The 21704-nt window shown below is 34.8% G+C and carries 12 protein-coding genes, 1 tRNA gene and 1 pseudogene; 11 read left to right on the plus strand and 3 right to left on the minus strand.

From position 1 onward, the window contains the following. Positions 1 to 102: 102 nt before the first annotated feature. From EJF25_RS20915 to EJF25_RS20925, 3 genes are all read left to right on the plus strand, one after another. Positions 103 to 1287 (plus strand): hypothetical protein, encoded by a 1185-nt coding sequence (locus tag EJF25_RS20915; RefSeq protein WP_125042584.1) that lies wholly within the window; start codon positions 103 to 105, stop codon positions 1285 to 1287. A 63-nt stretch (positions 1288 to 1350) separates the two neighbouring features. Then, positions 1351 to 2010 (plus strand): hypothetical protein, encoded by a 660-nt coding sequence (locus EJF25_RS20920; RefSeq protein ID WP_125042585.1) that lies wholly within the window; start codon positions 1351 to 1353, stop codon positions 2008 to 2010. 324 nt (positions 2011 to 2334) lie between these two features. Then, entirely contained in the window at positions 2335 to 3987 is a 1653-nt protein-coding gene (locus EJF25_RS20925; RefSeq protein ID WP_125042586.1) for a hypothetical protein, read from the plus strand. 680 nt (positions 3988 to 4667) lie between these two features. Here the strand turns inward: EJF25_RS20925 and EJF25_RS20930 are convergent. Beyond that, entirely contained in the window at positions 4668 to 6602 is a 1935-nt protein-coding gene (locus tag EJF25_RS20930; protein ID WP_125042587.1) for a hypothetical protein, read from the minus strand. A 1468-nt stretch (positions 6603 to 8070) separates the two neighbouring features. Between EJF25_RS20930 and EJF25_RS20935 the strand changes: the two genes are divergently transcribed. The 4 genes from EJF25_RS20935 to EJF25_RS20950 are packed head-to-tail and all read left to right on the plus strand — an operon-like array spanning position 8071 to position 15547. After that, complete coding sequence (locus tag EJF25_RS20935) at positions 8071 to 11169, plus strand: SusC/RagA family TonB-linked outer membrane protein (RefSeq protein WP_125042588.1); 3099 nt, start codon at positions 8071 to 8073, stop codon at positions 11167 to 11169. A 12-nt stretch (positions 11170 to 11181) separates the two neighbouring features. Beyond that, a complete protein-coding gene (locus EJF25_RS20940; RefSeq protein ID WP_125042589.1) occupies positions 11182 to 13140 on the plus strand; it encodes a RagB/SusD family nutrient uptake outer membrane protein in 1959 nt (652 codons plus the stop codon). 44 nt (positions 13141 to 13184) lie between these two features. After that, positions 13185 to 14405: a DUF5000 domain-containing lipoprotein gene (locus EJF25_RS20945; protein WP_160119435.1), complete on the plus strand. Its 1221-nt coding sequence runs from the start codon at positions 13185 to 13187 to the stop codon at positions 14403 to 14405. An 8-nt stretch (positions 14406 to 14413) separates the two neighbouring features. Next, entirely contained in the window at positions 14414 to 15547 is a 1134-nt protein-coding gene (locus tag EJF25_RS20950; protein WP_125042591.1) for a DUF4998 domain-containing protein, read from the plus strand. A 191-nt stretch (positions 15548 to 15738) separates the two neighbouring features. Here EJF25_RS20950 and EJF25_RS20955 read toward each other — a convergent pair whose 3' ends face one another. Next, on the minus strand, positions 15739 to 16650 hold the full coding sequence (locus tag EJF25_RS20955) for an AraC family transcriptional regulator (RefSeq protein WP_125042592.1): 912 nt from the start codon (positions 16648 to 16650) through the stop codon (positions 15739 to 15741). Between the two features lie 495 nt (positions 16651 to 17145). Here EJF25_RS20955 and EJF25_RS20960 point away from each other — a divergent pair. The 3 genes from EJF25_RS20960 (at position 17146) to EJF25_RS20970 (ending at position 19117) form a co-directional block, all read left to right on the plus strand. Next, positions 17146 to 17220 (plus strand) — tRNA-Pro (locus tag EJF25_RS20960). A gap of 146 nt (positions 17221 to 17366) precedes the next feature. Then, positions 17367 to 18587 carry an S-adenosylmethionine:tRNA ribosyltransferase-isomerase gene (locus EJF25_RS20965; protein ID WP_125042593.1) on the plus strand — a complete coding sequence of 407 codons (1221 nt, stop codon included), beginning with the start codon at positions 17367 to 17369 and terminating at the stop codon, positions 18585 to 18587. 11 nt (positions 18588 to 18598) lie between these two features. Beyond that, complete coding sequence (locus EJF25_RS20970; RefSeq protein ID WP_125042594.1) at positions 18599 to 19117, plus strand: NUDIX hydrolase; 519 nt, start codon at positions 18599 to 18601, stop codon at positions 19115 to 19117. Here EJF25_RS20970 and EJF25_RS20975 read toward each other — a convergent pair. Then, the gene (locus tag EJF25_RS20975) at positions 19095 to 19637 is read right to left on the minus strand and encodes a glutathione peroxidase (protein ID WP_125042595.1); all 543 of its coding nucleotides are present in this window, start codon (positions 19635 to 19637) and stop codon (positions 19095 to 19097) included. The two genes, EJF25_RS20970 and EJF25_RS20975, sit on opposite strands and share 23 nt — an antisense overlap. A 513-nt stretch (positions 19638 to 20150) precedes the next feature. Here EJF25_RS20975 and EJF25_RS20980 point away from each other — a divergent pair. Beyond that, a pseudogene (locus tag EJF25_RS20980) lies at positions 20151 to 21700 on the plus strand (efflux RND transporter permease subunit); the annotation flags it as partial. Between the last annotated feature and the right edge of the window lie 4 nt (positions 21701 to 21704).

A 21704-nucleotide genomic window follows, 5' to 3' on the forward strand; every position in this document is an offset into this window, starting at 1 on the left:
TGTACTCTATCATTCCTACAAATACAGATTATCTCCTAAAAATCAAGCAATTGAGAGATACTCTACAGCGACATTGCTGTACTCTGAAAAGACATTTTTAATTTGACAGAAATTCGGCATAAAAGAGTACAATTAAGTTATACCAATGCACTTATTTTGCAAACAAACCATGATCTTAAATATAATTCAATTATGTTCAAAATCAGCACTTTATTATTGCTGAAATTATCAATAAATAAAAATATGAAAACACCGATTATTACATTTCTTTCGCTTATCTTAATTTGGTATATATACAGTTGCAGTAATGATACTTATAAAGATTCTTCTTTTTTACAAAAGAAGAATTTAGTACTTGATGTAAGACAGTTCTATTTATCCGATGGCTTTTATAGCAAAAAAGAGATAGAGGAATGGAATGAAAAAATAAAAGAATTAGGATGGGAAAAGCAGCTGGAACTAATAATGAAGAATCAAGATATCGGTTTAGGTGAACTAGGATTAGTTTTGAAAGGATATAGTTATAAAGGGCTTATTGATAAACAGGAAATAGAAGAATATATACTAAATAAAAATAGCCTCTTTCCTGTATATGATCCTATTAATTCTTTTAGACTTTTACCAATTGAATCAATAGAAACAAGTTCAGCAAAATGGATTGAAAAACAACGTAATTTTCTAGATTCTATTTACAACACAGGAATAGAAGCCGTTATTTTGAATTGGGAATATAAGACTAATAAGTTTTCAACAATGGCATTGGTTTCAGATGAAAGTGGTGGCATAAAATATGATAATATATTGTCCAATATCACAATAAAACAAACGATTGAATTAGAAGATTCAGTTACTTTCGGGAAAATACCTAGCATTAAATCAAGAACAGAAAACGAAAACAGTATAAACAAGAACATCATCAAAGGAGAACGAATTCTTGGATCTTTCTTCATGCCAGATGCTTCGGTTATTACAACTGGAACTGTAACAGGAACAATAGAAAATGGGCAGAAATCGATAAGCAATTTCTCAGAACATACAGAAATTTACACGAGACCAGGTTCTTCTTATACAGCCAACTCTAGAATGGAAGCAAAAGAAATAAAGAGAGGTATAAATGGATATGTTGATATTATTTATGCATATTATATTGCTTACGAAGCCAAATGTACTATTACTGGTGGCATAAATTTGGGAGCATTTAATGTCTCTATTACTGAAAACAGTTCAGGTGGCTATGTAAAAAGAGATAGTGGAACGGAATACGTTACTGCAAGTGCATTAAATTAAATTCGCTCTTAGCACATAATGAACTACAATAAAGGAACTCTCTTTTCATAACATAATAGAATAATGAAAAAACTGCAATTGATGATTGTCTCATTTTTATTACCATTTACTTTACAGGCTCAGAGAAGCACTGTTTTGGTACAACAGACAGATACATCTATAATTAATATCTATGAATATGGACAGCCTATATCTTCTTGTGAATGTAACTTTGAAAATCTTTTTCGTAATTGGACCACTCAATTTGTAACGAATGCTAAAGATATAGAGTTGATTTCATACGAATTTATTGAAAGATTAAGCGATAATAATATTGATTCTTATATAAATTTACTCACTTGCCCGAATGTGTTAGCTTCAGCATTTCATGCTTCTAATTGGACAAATACGACTTTCTCGGAAGATTCTATCATCCAAAAGACAGAAAAGAGAGTACGATATGTTTTACCCCAATTCTATACAATTGAACCGGGGACAGTTCCTTCTATTCCGGTGATTGAACATGAAAAAGTATTGGATGAACTCAAAAAAAAGGCAACTTTAAAAAAAGAACTAATTCGTAAAATAGTTAGTACTAATGATAAGGTATATTTGATACTATTTAAATATGGAGGACAAACCTTAAAAAATTATGTTATATGTAGTTCCAAAACAAATAGGGTTATTTGCGACAATGTATTCAAGGTAGTAACATCATTCAAATCCAATATGTTATTATATTAGATAACAAGTGAAAAACTTATTGGCATGAACAATTTGTGTAAGTATAAAAATGAAATTTATGAAGGAAGTTTGGTAGAAGACCTAAATATTATCGTAAAGCTAATAAAAAAGAGAATTCAGTTGTACTTTACCATTCTAACAAGTATTTATTATCACCTAATAATCAATTAGTTAGAATGTACTCTACAATACCATCACTGTATGTTACAAAGACTTTTTTTAATTTGACAGAAATTTGGCATAGTAGAGTATCGTTTGTTACTTTCTATTTACTAGCTTTGCGTCATCAATATGACCAGCTAATTTAAATTAAATATAGACAGAATGAAAAAACTTAAAAATGTACTACTATTATTACTACTATTAGCTTCAACAAATACCATAGCTAAAAGTAGTTCTTCTCAAGACAACCCAAGAATTGTTAATATCATTAACTTTATTCGTCAAGTAGAACCTAGAGATAAAAATATAACAGAACAGGTTTTATATGAGACTGTTAACGAACAAGTAAAGCTACTCACAAAGTACAATCTACAAGGAACCTTTCTGTTGCAGTATGACGCCCTCATCAACCCGCGTTATCAAACTCTACTTAAGAAAGAAATAAAACGTGGTTCCGAAATCGGTGGATGGTGGGAAATCACACAACCGCATGTAGAAGCTGCCGGATTAACATGGAGAGGACGTTATGCCTGGGATTGGCATGCGGATGTTGGATTTGCTACCGGATATACTCCAGAAGAAAGAGAAAAACTAGTAGACGTCTACATGGAAAAATTCAAATCTATATTTGGTAAATACCCAGCCTCCATAGGTTCTTGGTTTATCGACGCACATTCATTAGGCTACATGTATGATAAGTATGGTATCAAAGCTTCATGTAACTGCAAAGACCAATATGGAACTGATGGCTATACACTTTGGGGAGGATATTGGAATCAGGCCTATTATCCGAGTCGCCTCAACGGATATATGCCTGCACAAACAGCTAAAGGACAGATTCCAGTACCCGTATTCCGTATGTTAGGAAGTGATCCTATTTACCAATATGACACAGGTGTAGGACATTCAATACAAGGAGTAATCACTCTGGAACCTGTATACGGAAATGCTGGTGAAAGTGAACAGTGGGTAAGACGTTTCTTTAAATCGATCTTTGAAGATCCATGCCTCGGATTCAATTATACACAAGCAGGACAAGAAAATTCTTTCACTTGGAAAGCTATGGAGAAAGGACTCAAAATGCAAATACCAATCCTTGCATCACTACAACAACAAGGTAAAATTAGAATAGAAACATTGGAAACTTCAGGCGAATGGTTTAAAAAGAAGTATCCACTGAATCCGCCAACATCCGTCACAGCACTTACAGACACATATGACAATGGACAAAAAACAGTATGGTTCAACAGTCGTTTTTATCGGACAAATCTTCTATGGGAAAATAACACAATTCGTTTCAGAGACATTCAACTATTTGATGAAAACCTAGAATCTGATTATCTGAAACAACCTTGTACTTCTAATCAATGTGTTTATATGACTTGCCCTATCATTGACGGTTTCCTATGGAGTGCTCCCAAGGACTTAGCCGGTATTCGGATATATACAATAGATGCCAATAATCACCCTAATGAAGTGATCATGGAGAAGATGTTAGTTAAAGTATTAGGAAAAAAAGCAACAGAAATAATTTGTAAATCCGCTTCTGGTAAAGAGTATATTTTTACTATGAATGAAAAACATATTGAAATCAAAAGTAATGATGAGAATCAATGGGTAATGAAGTTGAATGTAGCTAAAGATAAAACATTTCCGCTAAATCTTACTAATAAGCGGATACTGAAGGGTCAAATGAAAAATATTAATTACGGAATCATTTGTAAAAAAGGCATCATGGAAAAAGAGAAAAATGGGGTTTTATTCATTCCCGAGAAGAACAAAATTACAATAGATTGCTCAAATCGAGAGATTTGAATTTAAAATAACAACACAAATGCAAAAATGGCATTCTATAACAAAAAAATGCCAATTATGAAGTGGCTTTGATAACTGAAAATTTGAAGTTTTTAAAAGCCACTTCTTTGCTATAAAAATAATCAATAAATTAGTAATACTTAGTTCCGTTGTTAAATCAGTTTTGAATAAAATATGCCCATCCTTTTGATAACAGAATTAATCAAAAGCATATTAAGAATCAAAAAAGCTCGATAAATAATTAAACAAAATAGATTCTATTAAACTTCAATATATATCAAAATTCATACAACATATTCTAGTACTTCTTGCATTTAACCTCATCTTTTATCTATAAATAAAAAACACACAATTATAAGAAAAAACATAAATATACCGATTATTACAATCTATTCACTTTGCTTTATTTTGCAAATGTATAGTTGTAGTAACAAACTCTATAAAGATCATCCTTTTATAGAAGTAAACAATTCAATAATTGATGGAAAAATAGCATAAATGAATGACCGTTTATTAAAGATAAATGAAATAAAGAAATAGAAGAATTAGGATGGGAAAAACAATTAAAAAAGAATAAACTGCTATTTTTGTACTTGATTTTTATATATTCCGATAATTCCCATTCATTTTTAACTCATTACTTCTGCTACAGAAGCAAAAAGATTATTTATAATCAAAATTCACCGAAAAACTTGTTCACCATCTTGATATATAAAAACACTTTCTTCCTTCCCTCGACTAATATTTCTTAGCCAAAAAAGAGCATTGGTAGGAGCATTAGCATATTCCAATACAATATCTTCTGCAACCTTTTTGCCACCTAGACGTTTCCAGCCATTAATACTCCACCAATACAATTCATAGGTATCACCCAATTGAATCATATTACCGTCAGTTCGTGGTATATATATAATTTTCTCAAACTTAACCTTTTCTCCGAAATCCATTCCTACCCAAGCCCCATCTCTAACAGGAGTATCCAGAGAAGTAAGAGGATCACCGTCAAAAACCACTTCTTTAAGTTTGGACGGATCGTCATCAAAACTACCTCCAGTACCTATAATTCTCCCTTTTGTGGGCTTTATAGAATCCTTCTTGAAAAATGCCAATTCGGAGATATTACCATAAGAATTTCCCGGAGAAAGATAACGCCAATAACGCCATGCTGAATCCGGAATATTGGTAAACTTACCACTACTACATAAATCTGATATTTGATACAGGGTTAAAGAGTCCTTGAAATCGGCATGGTTAGCAACTTGTATCTTACCACCGATCAATCTCTCAGCACCAAATAAGATTCTTTCTGTTGTAGGATACTTCCTATTTAGACGAATCTTCTGCTTAGTCAATGTATCTGCTTTTAGATCATGCACTTTTCCCATTTGATCTAATAAGAATGGATACGACATTGTTTGAATTCCCTTTGAGGTACAATAGATTGGCATATATATAATATCTCTACCCATATCTTTAAATAAAGCTTTGCCATTTTTTATTTTTGCCCAGTTTATCGGAGCCCATTGTTGATTATCGAAAATAGCTAAATAAACATACTGATTGTCTTGTTTCAACTCGGACGGAATCTCAATTTCAACATCACATGTTTGCGTATACTCAGAAGTTACATCTTTAATAAAACAGTCTTGAAATACGAAAGGAACATATCGTTCTTTTTTGTTCAACTCCTGTAAATCACAATTATGTGCATAAGTGTACCTGAAAACTTTAGCCATCTTTTTATCTGCGATATGAGGATGTCCAGGATCAGATTCTACTCCCGCAAATATTACATTTTGTCCATTATCGGTTAATACTACACACCAAAAATGTCCTTGCGACTGATAAGGCCATTGAGGGGTAAAATCCAAAGCAACAGGAATTCCTTTAGAACGCATCACATTGATTGCTGTTAAACAATGCTCAAAACAAGTACCGGCTGGTAGTTTTACTAAAAGTGATGGATGCAAGAGAGGTACCGCCAAATTCAATACAGTAAAACCAAAATGTTGGTTTCGCAAGTTTTGGTTTATATGAGTGCACGCCCAATATGATGAATTCCCATTTGTGGCACAAAATTTCATCACATCATTCATTGACTCTTCAAACTTTCCATAAAACAATTCCCTCCAATTCTCAATTGGCTGATATTCTACTACTTTATATGGCAAGATATATTCACAGAAATCTGCAAAATCAATATGCTTTGCCCATGGTTTGTCTTGCCACACATGGAAAGCACTATCAATATTAGCAATCAAATATTTAGCGTTTACTGTCTGTATATCTTTTACTGGCACTAATAAAGAACTATATTTAAAAGATACATCTTCCAAGTGTTTTTGCCAATTTGCATCGAAATCGTTACTAAGAATAGAGTCTGTCTCCTTATAATATTTATCAATATAAGATCCACCCAAAGATTGATGTCCAGGCATATTCTCAATTAGAAATATGGCAGCTTTTAATTTTAAAGAATCTTTTTCGTCTTGTTTATAGTGATATAATACTTTCTCCAATTGAGAGCGATTTTCACCTGCTGCACTCAATGCTTTCTCTAATGGAGAATGACATGAAACCAGTGTCAATATGAGACATAATAAGAATAAACGCATATATACTTGTAGTTACCAAATTAAAAATCCAAATTATCAATCTCCAACCAGACATAATTCACAAACTTCAAATAAGATCATTACTCTATTCAACGAAATAATGAATGAGTAATATTATCAATCCGATTAATAAAAGCAGTAATATTACAGAAAAATTTTCAAACAACAAAGAAAGCAAATAGAATATAAGACATCTGTTTATAATCTTTTAGAAAAGTAACTTTCAAATATCAATATATTAAGCCTTTAAGAGAATATTCTATTTGATTTGATCCCGAAACAACACTTCAATTAGCTTCAAGAAAGCTTTAATCAAATAAATTTAATTAACACAAATAGATCATCTAAATTAATTATCAGTTTATATTCCAAGCATATATCAAAAAACAAAAGAACTCTCAAATAAAACAAATTCTCCAGAAAATGGCTTATACAAATAAAAACATTGGGTTTATAAATCCCTATTATAAATAATATATTTAAACTTATATAATTCTAATTTAATAGAATAATACACAACATAATCAAAGATCAACAAGCAACTATGGAATTATTACTATTTGAAACATTACTAATTAGACAAAAAAAACACAAATCTATTATCTCCATGCAATAATCAATAATTTATAATTACTAAAATAAGCACATACACACTATAAATCGTTTTAATACAAAACCAATAACTCCTATTTAAAAACATATATAAGATATTATCATAACATATATCCTTTTACACACCACATATATAAATCACAACTAAAATTCAATTTTGAACTTATTAATTAAAATATTTAAATGGATTTTTTTGAGTTATAATTGAATTATATAAAAAAATAAAGTAAGTATCATAATTGAAAGAACAAATATCATTATTTTAAACTATAAATAACAAATACAGCGTATATTTGCATTCATAAATCACAACATAATTTACAGGAAACACAAATTAGTATTATTAATGAGAAATGTATAACCCGTTAAACTTAAAAAGCCTATGACATAACAACATCTTCTAAGTACAAAAATACGGCATATCTTTGATATGCAGAAAAGCACCTAAATTAGTCCATAAATCAGTACAATACAAAATAAAAATAACAGTTATTTTATAATTATCAGGACTATAAGCACTGTTCAAAGACAGAAATTAAAAAGCAAAGAGAAAACTGAATTCTCTCTTTATTCTGTTTACTTCAAACTCATATTCCCAGTAATAGACTCAAAAAGTGATTATCTGGAATTTATACAAAAGTCGTTAACTTATAAATTAATACAATTAACTTTAAACGCTTATTTCATGCAACATTTTAAAGAAACTCTAAAAAAGAGTTCTCATCTATATTGGAATGAGAATTTGAAAAAAAGCAGTAAAAGAAGAAAATCTCTTCCCTACTATTTTCGACATTCAATATTACCATTCATTAGTATATTTATCATATTATCGGCCACTCCAAGCTATGCAAATAATATGCTTGGAATTAATTCAGTGGACAATGTAATGCAAGATGGTAAAATCATAGGTGTTATTACTGACTTAGACGGCAATTTCTTACCTGGAGTAAGTATTGTCATCGAAGGAACGAACATCGGAGTAGTCTCTGATATAGACGGTAATTTTACAATTGCTGCCAGAGTTGGAGATGTATTGAAATTCTCTTTTATTGGAATGAAAACCCAAGTAAAGAAGATAACAGATGATAAACGGCTTAAAATTATCATGGAAGAAGAAAACAAAGCATTAGATGAAGTGGTAGTTGTAGGCTTCGGTACACAGAAAAAAGAAAGTGTTGTCAGTTCAATCACGACAGTTAAGGTTAAAGACATCAAAGGCCCAACAAGTAACTTGACAACCATGTTATCCGGACGTATAGCAGGTATTATCTCTTATCAAACCAGTGGAGAACCAGGACAGGATAATGCCAAATTCTTCGTTCGTGGCGTAGGCTCTTTTGGAGCCGGTAAAGTAGATCCATTAATATTAATTGATGGAATAGAATCAAGTAACAATGATTTGGCACGTTTACAGCCCGATGATATAGAATCTTTTTCTGTTTTAAAGGATGCCACAGCATCTGCTGTATATGGTTCTCGTGGTGCGAATGGCGTTATCCTGGTAAATACAAAATCGGGTAAAGAGTCAAAAACTAAATTTAATTTTCGTGTCGAGAACTCTATTTCCACGAATACCAGAAATTTTAAATTTACCGACAACATCACCTATATGGAATTAGCAAATGAGGCTGCACTAACCAGAGACCCATTGGCAACTTTACCATATACACAAAATAAAATTGATCATACACGAAATGGAGATAATCCATTACTCTATCCCAATAACAATTGGATCGATCAATTAATTAAAGACAATACGATGAACCAACGATACAATATGAATGTATCGGGAGGTGGAAAAGTTGCTCAATACTATATTGCAGGTACACTGAATATAGATAATGGTATTTTGAAAAGCGGTGCTTCCAAACAATTTGACAACAATTCAAAATTAAGAAACTACTCTATTCGATCAAATACCAATCTTCATGTAACCTCTACTACAGAAGCTATTATTCGTGTTTACGGACAATTTGACGATCAAAACGGTCCTATTGGTGGTGGAAGTTCTGTTTTTAATTCTGCTATCTGGTCAAATCCAGTAATGTTCCCGGCAACCTATCCCAAATCAATGTCACCGTATGCCAATCATGAATTATTTGGAAATGCTCTAATCCCAAATAGCACTACATTATACGAAAATCCGTATGCTAAAATGGTTTCCGGATATTCAGCGAAGAAAACTTCCAGAATTAATGCGCAATTTGAACTAAGGCAAGACTTGAAATTCATTACTGACGGACTCAAAATACGTGCTATGGGTTATGTCGAGAGATACTCTGAATTTGAAGTTTCCCGTAATTTCAATCCATTTTTTTATAAAGCTAACACAGATGAATATGGAAATATCTCACTACTGCCATATAACGACGGCGGTTCTAATTCAATTGGAAATGTTGGTACTGAATATCTAAGTTATAATGAGGGAAAAAAAGTTGTAAATAGCAAAATGTATGCTGAAGTAGTAGCAACCTATGATCGTGTATTTAGAGAAACACACAGTGTAAATGCATTGCTAATCGGACGCATATCTGATTACTCAACAGGTAATGCCGGAAACTTACAAGCATCTCTCCCTTCCCGTAATGTGGGTTTGTCCGGACGTGCAGCTTATAATTATGATTCCCGTTATTTTGCAGAATTCAATTTCGGTCTGAATGCAAGCGAACGTTTCCATAAAAATAATCGTTGGGGATTCTTTCCATCGATAGGTCTTGCGTGGAATATAGCTAATGAAAAATTCTGGGAACCTCTAAAAGACAAAATTGAAAGTTTTAAAATCAGAGGCTCGTACGGTTTGGTAGGAAATGATCAAATCGGAAATGAAAATGACCGCTTCTTTTATCTATCTAATGTGAACTTATCAGATGAAGGTTACGGTTATACATTTGGAGAATTATACAGTTATCATCGTCCGGGAGTTTCTATCAGTCGTTACGCTAACGAAAAGATCGGATGGGAAACCTCTAAGCAGACAAATATAGCAGTAGATATATCTGGTATGGGGTTTAATCTTACAGCCGAATATTTCACTCAATATCGTTCAAATATTCTAATGGATCGTTCGTATATTCCTAACACAATGGGATTAACAGCTTCAGTAAAAGCTAACGTAGGAGAAGTATCCAATCATGGAATGGATTTATCATTAGAATATAATAAAGCATTTACAAATTCAATGTGGATACAGTCTCGCTTCAATTTCACCTATGCACATAATGAGTTAAAAGTATCCGATGAACCTTCATATCCATCTAATGAATACTATCGTACCCGAGTTGGACTACCTTATAATACAACATACGGCCTTATTGCTGAACGATTATTTGTAGATGACGCAGATGTCGCAAATTCACCGAATCAGACATTTGGTAAATACGGAGCCGGTGATATCAAATATCGGGACATGAACGGTGATGGACAGATAACAGAAGCAGACGCGGTTCCCATCGGATTACCAACAGAACCGGAAATTAACTACGGCTTCGGTGCATCTCTAGGATGGAAAGACTTTGATTTTAGCTTTTTCTTCCAAGGATTAGGCCATCGTTCTTTCCAAATCAACCCGTCAAATCTGTCTCCATTTGTAATTAGTGGAGGAAATCAAAACGGATTATTAGAAGTTATTGCAGATGATCATTGGTCTGAAGATAACAGAAACATTTACGCTTTCTGGCCACGTTTAAGCCCGGTACAAGTAGAAAACAATAATCAGATCTCCACTTGGTGGTTACGAGACGGAGCATTTTTACGTTTGAAGAATATTGAACTTGGTTACAATATACCGACTAAAATTCTTTCTAAATGGAATATGAGTAATCTGCGTCTTTACTTTAATGCATCCAATCTGTTTGTTTGGAGTAAATTCAAGATGTGGGATCCTGAAATGGGAGGTAACGGCATAGGATATCCTGTTCAGAGAGTTTTCAACATAGGTTTAACAATTGGAATTTAAACAATAATAGAAATGAAAATAATATATTCTAGTCATATAGGGAAATTTCTCGATATATTGAAAGTTTCCAGTGTGTGCATTTGGACTCTTATCGCATTTTCTTGTGATTTCTTGGATGTTGTTCCTGATAATGTACAAACAATAGAACATGCATTCTCTAACAGTACAGAAGCTGAAAAATATTTGTTCAGTTGTTATTCCAGACTTCCGTCGAATGCTAGTGAGAATGGGAATGTAGGCTTTTTTGGAGCTGACGAAGCCTGGTTGCCAGAAGATTTGGATGAACGTGTGGTCAATAAAGATGCTTGGTCGATAGCCAAAGGATATCAGAATATAAACCGCCCTTACCACAGTGCATGGAACTCAGACAGAAGTGCAAATGGCTATTTCATAGGATTAAGACTTTGTAACACATTTCTTGAAAACATTCAAAATGAATCAATTGTCAGGGATCTTGAACTAGATAGAAGAAGCCGTTGGATTGGTGAAGCTCTTTTCTTGAAAGCGTATTATCACTATCTATTATTAAGGATGTATGGCCCTATTCCTCTTATAGATAAAAACATTCCGGTCTATGCGTCACCAGAGGGTGTACGTGTAAAGCGTGTACCCGTTGATGAATGTGTTGATTACATTGCTAAATTACTGGATCAAGCATACGAAAAGTTACCTGCAAGTATTTCTCGTCCTACAACAGAACTGGGACGTGTCACTAAAACGATTGCTCTAGCGGCAAAAGCAAAGTTATATTTATTGGCAGCCAGTCCGTTATTCAACGGAAACTCAGATTATTCTAATTTCAGAAATAAAGATGGGGAACTTTTGGTTAATACAGAATATGATGCAACAAAATGGGAGCGTGCAGTCATAGCAATAAGAGCAGCAATAGATGCAGCCGAAGAAGATGGAGCTAAATTGTTTTACTTCGAAAATACATCTCAGATTAGTATGACAGACGAATCCATTACTAAAATGAGTATTCGTAATGCTATTTGTGACCCATGGAACAAAGAAATCGTATGGGGGAACTCTAACTCACGTGCTGACCGTATACAACAAATTTGTATGGCAGCTCTAAGGGATGATTACTCATACGACGCATATTTCGCACAGATGGCTGCTCCTTTGAAAATGGTAGAAAAGTTCTATACGAAAAATGGGGTTCCTATCACAGAAGACAAATATTTAGCACAGAATTATATTCAATACGAAACTTTAAGGACTGCCACCCAAGATGAAAGCATCAATATACAACCGAATGAACAAACTGCCCGTTTGCATTTTGACCGCGAACCTCGTTTCTATGCAGATCTCGCATTTGATAGATCCGCATGGTTAATGTACGATATTCCTTCTAAATCGGATAAAGAACCCTATTGGGTAAAATGCCGACTGGGAGAGCTAGGAGCCGGGGTTATCCAAGGACGTTATTCAGCAACGGGATATTTCGTAAAAAAGCTAGTTAATTGGGAATCAACTTTCACGCAATCCAGCCAACGTAAAGTATATCCATGGCCTGAAATTCGTTTGGCAGATCTATATTTAATGTATGCAGAAGCGCTCAACGAATGGAAAAACGTGCCGGATGATGATGTTTATTATTATATAGACGAAGTAAGAAAACGTGCCGGTCTGAAGGGAGTCGTCGAATCATGGACAGATTATTCCACGAATCCTAGTAAACCCACCACTAAAGATGGCATGCGTGAAATCATACAGCGCGAAAGATGTATTGAACTTGCATTTGAAGGACACCGCTTTTGGGATCTCCGCCGTTGGAAAACAGCAAACAGCGAGTTAAACCAGCCAATTGAGGGTTGGGACATCAGTCAGAAGGAGCCAAGAGCTTATTATCAGAAACGTACTCTCTATATGCAAGAATTTATAGCTCCCCGAGATTATTTATGGCCTATTCCAGAAAAAGATTTAAGAGTCAATACCGATTTGGTTCAAAATCCAGGATGGCAATAATTATCAATAAAGCATTGAAAATAAACAAAAAAAGATCAATTATTATGAGACATATAAAAAATATCAGATTTATCTCATTATTGTTGTCTTGCTATATGGGACTTACAGGATGTAGTGAAGATAACAACATGAAACCTTTCAGTGACAATCAGACTCCTCCGGGACAAGTCACAAATATACAAATGAAACCCGGAGCAGGAAGTGTTGATATCAGCTATACATTGCCCGATGATAAAGATTTACTGTATGTAAAGGCAGTATATACACTACAATCAGGTAAGCAACGTGAAGTCCGCGCTTCATACTACACCAATTCAATGACATTGGATGGTTTCTTTGACACAGAAGAACATGAAGTGAAAATATACTCATACAACAAAAGTGAAGTCGCTTCTGACCCCGTCACGATACAAGTACAGCCCAAAGAAAGTCCAATCTGGGCAGTACGACGTTCTATGGAATTAAGAGCAGACTTTATGGGAGTGAAAATAATTGCAGAGAATGAAGAAAAAGCCGATCTTGCCATCCAGGTTTTCTATAAAGACTCATTAGACAAATGGGCCAATATGGAAGGTATTTATACTAAAACTGTAGATATAAATCAAACTCTACGTGGTCTGGATACACTAACCTATGAGGTGGGAGCCGTTATTCGTGATAAATTCCAGAACTATACCGATACTATATTTGCACAGATCAGTCCATATTTTGAGACAGATCTGGAAAAGAGTAAATATAGAGACGGACGTTTACCAGGAGACACTCCCGAGCGCGGTGGATCTGAAGGAATTGCAAAATTATGGGATGGTAATACAACAGCAGCACAACGCTATATGACAGCGCAACCGGAAGATGGTAGTCCGTCATCTTGTACCATTGACATTGGACAAACAGCTCAATTAAGCCGTCTTAAATTCTGGACATATCCGGAATGGATGGCAAGCGGTCCATGGCCATATTATTTCCGGGGAACACCACGTATCATTGAAGTTTGGGGTTCACAAAACCCAAATCCGGATGGAAGTTGGGATAGTAGTTGGTATTTACTGAGCAGATATGAAGTTATTAAACCTTCCGGTTTACCTTACGGACAAATGAGCGATGAAGACAAACGTTATGCGGAAGCCGGATTTAATGTAGAACTCGATCCATTAGCACCTCGTACCAAATACATTAGACTGAAACAGATTTTAAACTGGGAAGGAACCACTTGGTTAGACCTGACAGAGATTCAAGTTTATGGTGATAACAGAAAACAAAATTGAGAATAACTATGAAACAAAGATTATATAAAAATCTGGTAATTGCCAGTTTCTTATTCGGAGGAATACTTGCTTGTACCCCTATGGATGATTACAAAAAATTCATCGGAGATGGAGAAATCTCGTACACCGGAAGAGTAGACTCAGTGAAAATATACTCTGGTGAAGAGAGAGTAATGGTTGAAGGATTACTCATTTCCGACCCTAAAGTATGCGGTTGTTTAATCTTCTGGAATAATAAAAGGGACTCATTAGATGTACCTGTTGAAAGAACTGAAAAAGTAGATACATTAAGACAGATTATTAATCTTCCAGAAAATCTTTACAATTTCGAGCTATATACATACGATCAGTTTAATAATCGTTCTGTCCCTGTTTACAAAACCGGTCATTCGTATGGTAAGAATTTTATATCCAGATTAACGAACCGCCCTTTGGACGGAACCCCTATCTCATCAGAAGAAGGATTATCTGTAAAATTTCTACCTGTAGATAAAACGTTAGGGCCGATCTATACTGTGATTAGTTATACCAATAATCAAGATAAAGTAGATACTGTTCACATCGCTATTGACCAAGAGAGTTCTTCAATCAAAGACTATAAGTTGGGAAGTAAATTTTCACATTACACTTTGTATATTCCTGATACACTATGTATTGACACATTCAAAAGTGTAATGCAGAAAGATGTAGTACCAATGACAAAGATCAGTAAAAAGAATTGGGAAATAACAGATTTCGATACACAGGAAGAAACTGGAGAACAAGGTGGTAAATATGGATGGGCAAAGCAGATTATTGATGATGATATTACAACTTATTGGCATGCTTGTCATACTTGCAATCCACGTCCTCCATTTCCTCATTGGATCAGTTTTGATATGAAAGAGACAAATGAGGTAACAAGTTTTGAATTAACTCCCCGACAAGATGGCGGAGATCCATTCAAAGATTTCCAGATATTGGGAAGTATGGATGGAACGTATTGGACCAGTTGCGGAGAATTCACTCTCAAAAACAACCGATCAACTCAAAGATTCAGTTTTACAAAGCCATGCACAATGAGATATGTACAAATCTATATGAAGAACGACTATTCAGGACAACCTTATACTTATTTAGCTGAAATCACTCTTTTCAAATAGAAAAAATAAAAGATAGCAGGAAATAGCTGCTATCTTTTATTTTTATTTCAAAAAGGAAATATACAGATCTTACCACAGATGACACATAGTTATTAAATATTTATATAAATATATTCAATAGGGGTTTCAATATTTGATTTATAATTCAGTGAAATCTGTGGTATTTCTGTTTACTTCCCGTTATAAACTCATTATTCCTTTTCTATATTTTCCGGTAGCCTCAACATCTCTCTAAATTTAGTCGGTGACACGCCTTCTCTCTTCCGAAAAAAAGTAGAAAACTGTCCTACTGTCTCAAATCCAAGCCGATAAGCTATTGAAGCAATTGTTGAAGAGGGATCATTTAAATATTCTTTTGCTTGGATCATTTTCTGTTGAAGTTGATATTGCACAGGAGAAACACCTGTATATTCTTTAAAGACTCTACGAAACCACGAATATCCTAATCCAAGCTGAGTAGCTAAATCTTCAGGATTTAATGATTCTTCCAAAGTCTGCTTTATAATAATGCGGGCTTGATTGATTTTATCAATAACATCTACATTACTAAATGAGTTATTTTTCTCCTTATAATAAACCGCTCCTAAAATATGCATTACAATACCGGAAATTATTTGCTGGTATCCGGACTTTTCTTGAACAGCTAATTTTAATATATCTTCATAAAGCCCTACAACAGTAGCACTTAATCTAATCTGGTGCAAAGGTTCTTTCTTCGAGAAAAAGCCTCTCTCTACTTGTTGATCCATATAAGAACCACGAAAACCAACCCAATACTCATCCCAACCAGTATCTTTATCAGGATAATAATTATGCCATTCACCTGGAAACAATAATATCATTGTTCCTCCATAAATCTTCCTCTTTTTGCAAGACTGAGAAGAGAAATAACCACTACCTTGAGTAATATAAACTAGTTGATATTCATTCAATACACGACCGGTTTGTGGTTTAAGGTTATATTGTTCCGGGTGATGCGAAGAAGGGTATTCTCCCTGAGGGAGAATAAACTGGCAGCCAATAGTCGTAACTACCATTCCCCAGTTCTCATCTGTCGCATTTATTGCAAGATATCGTGATTGATCATTCTTCCATTTATCCATATCAAATTACTAATATAAAATAACTAACAGAAAACCACTATCAGATTGTTAGATCCAAGTAAAGCTGTATTTCATAATTTATCCAACAACATACAGAAGATCTACATTTATAATAAAATAAATTCGACCTATTCAAAACAAAATAATTATTAACATATTAACACCGTTAGATTTCATTCTTGTATTAATATCAGTTTCTCAGCAAATATAACAAATTATATCCAAATTCTTAAGTATATAGATGAAGAAATTCATGCTATTCTTATAAAAAATGCAATATACTTTTCCGCATTTAACATACCACAAAATTCAAGGCTTTCTTTCAGTCATATTACATCCCTAAAAAGAATTCTTCACTATTACAATAATGAATTTATACCTTGTATTACTATTTATAAATAGACGATAAAGCTATTAAATTATCCAGACTATACACAAAAACCAAAAGAATTATTTGCTAATTAAAAATTAATCTGTACTTTTGCATCCGCAATTCGGGGTGTAGCTCAGCCCGGTTAGAGTACGCGTCTGGGGGGCGTGTGGTCGGAAGTTCGAATCTTCTCACCCCGACAGCTGAGAGTTAATGAGTTAGACCTTTGGTCTAACTCATTTTTTGCTATATAAGTGTACATCCCTCATTCTTATTAAGCAGTTACTTTTACAAAAGGAAAGGAAACTCTTTTAAGATATCCAACCTTTTTTAGCAACAAAAAAAGATGAAAGAAAATCCGAAACACATTCGTATCAGTGAATACAATTATCCTTTGCCGGATGAACGCATTGCAAAATTTCCATTACCCGTTCGTGATCAATCCAAATTATTGGTATATCGCCATGGAGAAGTAAGTGAAAGCACTTTTACTTATTTGCCGGATTTTTTACCACAAGGTAGTCTGATGATCTTTAATAACACCAAAGTTATACAGGCACGACTCCACTTCCGAAAAGAGACCGGAGCACTAATTGAGGTCTTTTGCCTAGAGCCCATTGAGCCGAATGACTATGTATTAAACTTTCAGCAAACAGAGCATGCAGCCTGGCTTTGTATGATCGGCAATTTAAAGAAATGGAAAGACGGAGCACTGAAACGTGAAATGACTGTGAAAGGTTTCCCCATCACCTTAATTGCAACAAGAGGAGAATGTAAAGGAACTAGTCATTGGATAGATTTCTCATGGGACAATTCGGAGGTAACTTTTGCAGACATTCTCGAAGTATTCGGCGAACTACCTATCCCCCCTTATTTGAACCGGGATACACAAGAAAGTGATAAAGAAACCTATCAAACTGTTTATTCTAAAATAAAAGGTTCAGTAGCCGCACCAACAGCGGGATTACATTTTACTCCCCATGTATTGAATGCACTTAAGGAAAAAGGAATAGAACTTGAAGAATTGACACTTCACGTAGGTGCGGGAACATTCAAACCAGTAAAGAGTGAAGAAATAGAAGGGCATGAAATGCATACGGAATATATTTCCGTCAATCGTGATACTATCAAGAAACTAATAGAACATAACGCTTGTGCTGTTGCTGTCGGAACGACTTCTGTGCGTACTCTGGAAAGTTTATACCATATCGGAGTTACACTTGCAGACAATCCGGATGCAACGGAAGAAGAGTTGCACGTCAAACAATGGCAACCCTATGAAAAATATAACGAAATCCCTGCGGTAGTTGCTTTACAAAAGATATTAGGCTATCTCGACCGTCACGGAATGGAAGCGCTGCACTCCAGTACACAGATTATCATCGCACCGGGATACAATTATAAAATAGTAAAAGCAATAGTTACCAACTTTCATCAGCCACAAAGCACATTATTGCTACTTGTTTCCGCATTTGTAAAAGGAGACTGGCGGACAATTTATGATTATGCCCTAAACCATGACTTCCGTTTCCTGAGTTATGGTGATTCATCTCTATTAATCCCTTAGAAAGAAATAGTATGCCAAACGATAATAACCAAGAAATGTTTCCTATCGTTGATGAACAGGGAAATATCACCGGAGCTGCTACGCGTGGAGAATGTCATAACGGAAGCAAGATATTGCATCCGGTAGTCCATCTTCATGTGTTCAACTCTCAAGGAGATTTATACCTTCAAAAAAGACCCGAATGGAAAGATATTCAACCCGGAAAATGGGACACAGCGGTAGGCGGACATATAGATTTAGGTGAGAGCGTGGAAATTGCTCTTAAACGCGAAGTCCGTGAAGAGTTGGGCATCACAGACTTTATTCCTGAATCACTTACTAGTTATGTTTTCGAATCCGACCGTGAAAAAGAACTGGTCTTTGTTCATAAGACGGTTTATGATGGAGAAATACATCCCAGCGACGAATTGGACGGAGGACGTTTCTGGAATATTGAAGAAATAAAAGAAAACCTTGGAAAGGGTATTTTCACTCCCAACTTTGAAGGAGAACTGAAAAGAGTCCCACTTATTCCTTCTCTATCCAAGTAACAACCTTTTCCGAGAACGGACTTTCTTTGGGAGCAACAAAACCTACCCAGTTTCCGTTCTCATCAATCATAAACTTTTGAAAGTTCCATTGAACAGGAGCATCTTCTTTACCATTGAATTCTTTTTTCGTCAGCCATTGGTAAAGTGGAGCCATATCTTTGCCTTTTACCGAGATCTTAGCCATCATCGGAAAAGTAACGTTATAGTTCAGAGAACAGAACTTAGCAATCTCTTCATTGCTTCCGGGTTCCTGCCATAAAAAATTGTTTGCCGGAAAACCAATGATTACAAAATCCTGATCTTTATACTTCTCATACAACTCCTGCAATTCAGAGTATTGCGGAGTCAATCCACATTTGGAAGCAACATTTACCACCAAGACTTTTTTTCCTTTCAGTGAAGAAAGAGGAAATTCTTTCCCATCAATCGTTGTCACTGTAAAATCGTAGAACGATTTATTTTGAGCTTCTAAAGAAATACTAGAAATCATAGTTATTATCATTAAAATGAACGTTCTCATGTCAAATGCAATTTAGTTTCTCTTTATTATAAAAACGAAGGAGGAGAAAGATTTGTTTTATAAAAAGTCAATATTACATTCCTGAGACTTAGTTTATAAACCAGAAACAATGAAGATTATTATATATTTTCTTCTCATCTATTAATAGAAAAGTTATTCTCTATTAAGAGTAAACTTGTTCTTACCTAATAGAAAAATCTTTTCCGTCCTGAAACAAACTTAAAACAAAAGTTGCAATTATACAAATGGAAGTTCTGATTATACAAATGGAAGTTGCATTTGTATAAATGAAAGTTGCAATTATAGTTATCTATCAGCTAAAAACAAGTTATCTATTAGATGAAAGCAACTTTACTATTAATAAAACACAACTCTTCTATTAATACTCATTTAATTTTCAACCTATCATTTAGTTACTTCACCCCGCAATACTTCCACTTCACTTGTTTTTGATACGTGCGAGTGCAGTTAGTCTGTAGTTTTGTACCATGAAACAATAACACATAGAGAATCATGTTTAAAGCTATTGTACGTTTTTCTACTAAAAAGAAGCTATTTATGGGACTTACCACACTCTTTCTGTTTATCGGAGGTATCTATGCCATGATGACATTGCCGATTGATGCAGTGCCGGACATCACCAACAATCAAGTACAGATTGTAACGGTATCTCCTACCCTTACCCCTCAGGAAGTAGAACAACTTATCACCATGCCTATCGAAATAGCGATGAGCAATATTATGAATGTAGAAGACATTCGTTCGGCTAGCCGTTTTGGTCTGTCGGTAGTAACGGTAGTCTTTAAAGAGAGGGTACCGACTCTGATGCCCGGCAACTAATCAATGAACAAATACAAACCGTAGCCGGCAAGATTCCTACAGAATCGGGAACACCCGAGATGATGCCAATTACTACCGGATTGGGAGAAATCTATCAATACATACTGAAAGTCGCTCCAAGATATGAAGATAAATATGACGCGATGGAACTGCGTACGATTCAGGATTGGATGGTGAAATGGCAATTGTCTGGTATACCGGGCATTGTAGAAATAAACAGTTTCGCTGGCTACCTGAAACAATAGGAAGTTGCAGTAGATCCGGATGCTTTATTTTCACTCAACATTACTATCGGTGAAGTATACGGAGCCCTCAGCAGCAACAACCGAAATACAGGAGACAGTTATATAGAGAAAGTCAAAATGCCTATTATATCCGTTCAGAAGGAATGATCACCCGTCCGAAAGATATTGAGCAGATTGTAGTAACTAACCGCAACGGGATTCCCGTACATATTAGTGATGTAGGAATTGTTCGTTTTGGTTCTCCCAAACGTTTTGGTGCAATGCCCAAAGATGGTGAAGGAAAATGTGTAGGCGGCATTGCCATGATGCTAAAAGGAGCTAATGCAGCGTTGTGACTCGTGAACTGGAACAACGAGTAGATAAAATACAACATTTTTGCCTGAAGGAGTCAGTATCGAACCTTATCTTAACCGTTCGGAACTAGTAAACCGAAACATCTCAACAGTGGTCAATAACCTGATTGAAGGAGCTATTATCGTATTCCTCGTATTAATTCTCTTCCTCGGCAATGTACGCGCAGGGCTGATTGTGGCCTCTGTTATCCCACTAGCAATGCTTTTTGCCTTCATCATGATGCGAATCTTTAATGTCACAGCCAATTTGATGAGTTTAGGTGCTATTGACTTTGGTATTGTGGTAGACGGTTCGATTGTTATTGTAGAAGGTATTCTTGCGCATATTTACGAAAAACAATTCTGCGGACGGACTTTATCAAAAAAAGAAATGGATGCGGAAGTCAAAAAAGGAGCCTCCGGTGTTGTCCGTTCTGCTACTTTTGCAGTACTGATTATTTCAATCGTATTCTTTCCTATTCTAACGCTTAGCGGAATCGAAGGAAAATACTTTACTCCGATGGCAAAAACGCTCATATTCTGCATCATTGGTGCATTAATACTTTCATTGACTTACATCCTGATGATGGCATCACTTTTCCTTAAACACACCACCGTAGTGAAACCAACACTTGCCGACCGTTTTTTGA

The sequence above is a fragment of the Bacteroides faecalis genome, from assembly GCF_003865075.1.
GTDB classification, from domain to species: Bacteria; Bacteroidota; Bacteroidia; order Bacteroidales; family Bacteroidaceae; genus Bacteroides; species Bacteroides faecalis.

Coding starts and splice junctions, on each gene's coding strand:
- EJF25_RS20920 (WP_125042585.1), top strand. CDS start 1,351: ATGAAAAAACTGCAATTGATGATTGTCTCATTTTTATTACCATTTACT.
- EJF25_RS20925 (WP_125042586.1), top strand. CDS start 2,335: ATGAAAAAACTTAAAAATGTACTACTATTATTACTACTATTAGCTTCA.
- EJF25_RS20930 (WP_125042587.1), bottom strand. CDS start 6,602: ATGCGTTTATTCTTATTATGTCTCATATTGACACTGGTTTCATGTCAT.
- EJF25_RS20935 (WP_125042588.1), top strand. CDS start 8,071: ATGCTTGGAATTAATTCAGTGGACAATGTAATGCAAGATGGTAAAATC.
- EJF25_RS20940 (WP_125042589.1), top strand. CDS start 11,182: ATGAAAATAATATATTCTAGTCATATAGGGAAATTTCTCGATATATTG.
- EJF25_RS20945 (WP_160119435.1), top strand. CDS start 13,185: ATGAGACATATAAAAAATATCAGATTTATCTCATTATTGTTGTCTTGC.
- EJF25_RS20950 (WP_125042591.1), top strand. CDS start 14,414: ATGAAACAAAGATTATATAAAAATCTGGTAATTGCCAGTTTCTTATTC.
- EJF25_RS20955 (WP_125042592.1), bottom strand. CDS start 16,650: ATGGATAAATGGAAGAATGATCAATCACGATATCTTGCAATAAATGCG.
- EJF25_RS20965 (WP_125042593.1), top strand. CDS start 17,367: ATGAAAGAAAATCCGAAACACATTCGTATCAGTGAATACAATTATCCT.
- EJF25_RS20970 (WP_125042594.1), top strand. CDS start 18,599: ATGCCAAACGATAATAACCAAGAAATGTTTCCTATCGTTGATGAACAG.
- EJF25_RS20975 (WP_125042595.1), bottom strand. CDS start 19,637: ATGAGAACGTTCATTTTAATGATAATAACTATGATTTCTAGTATTTCT.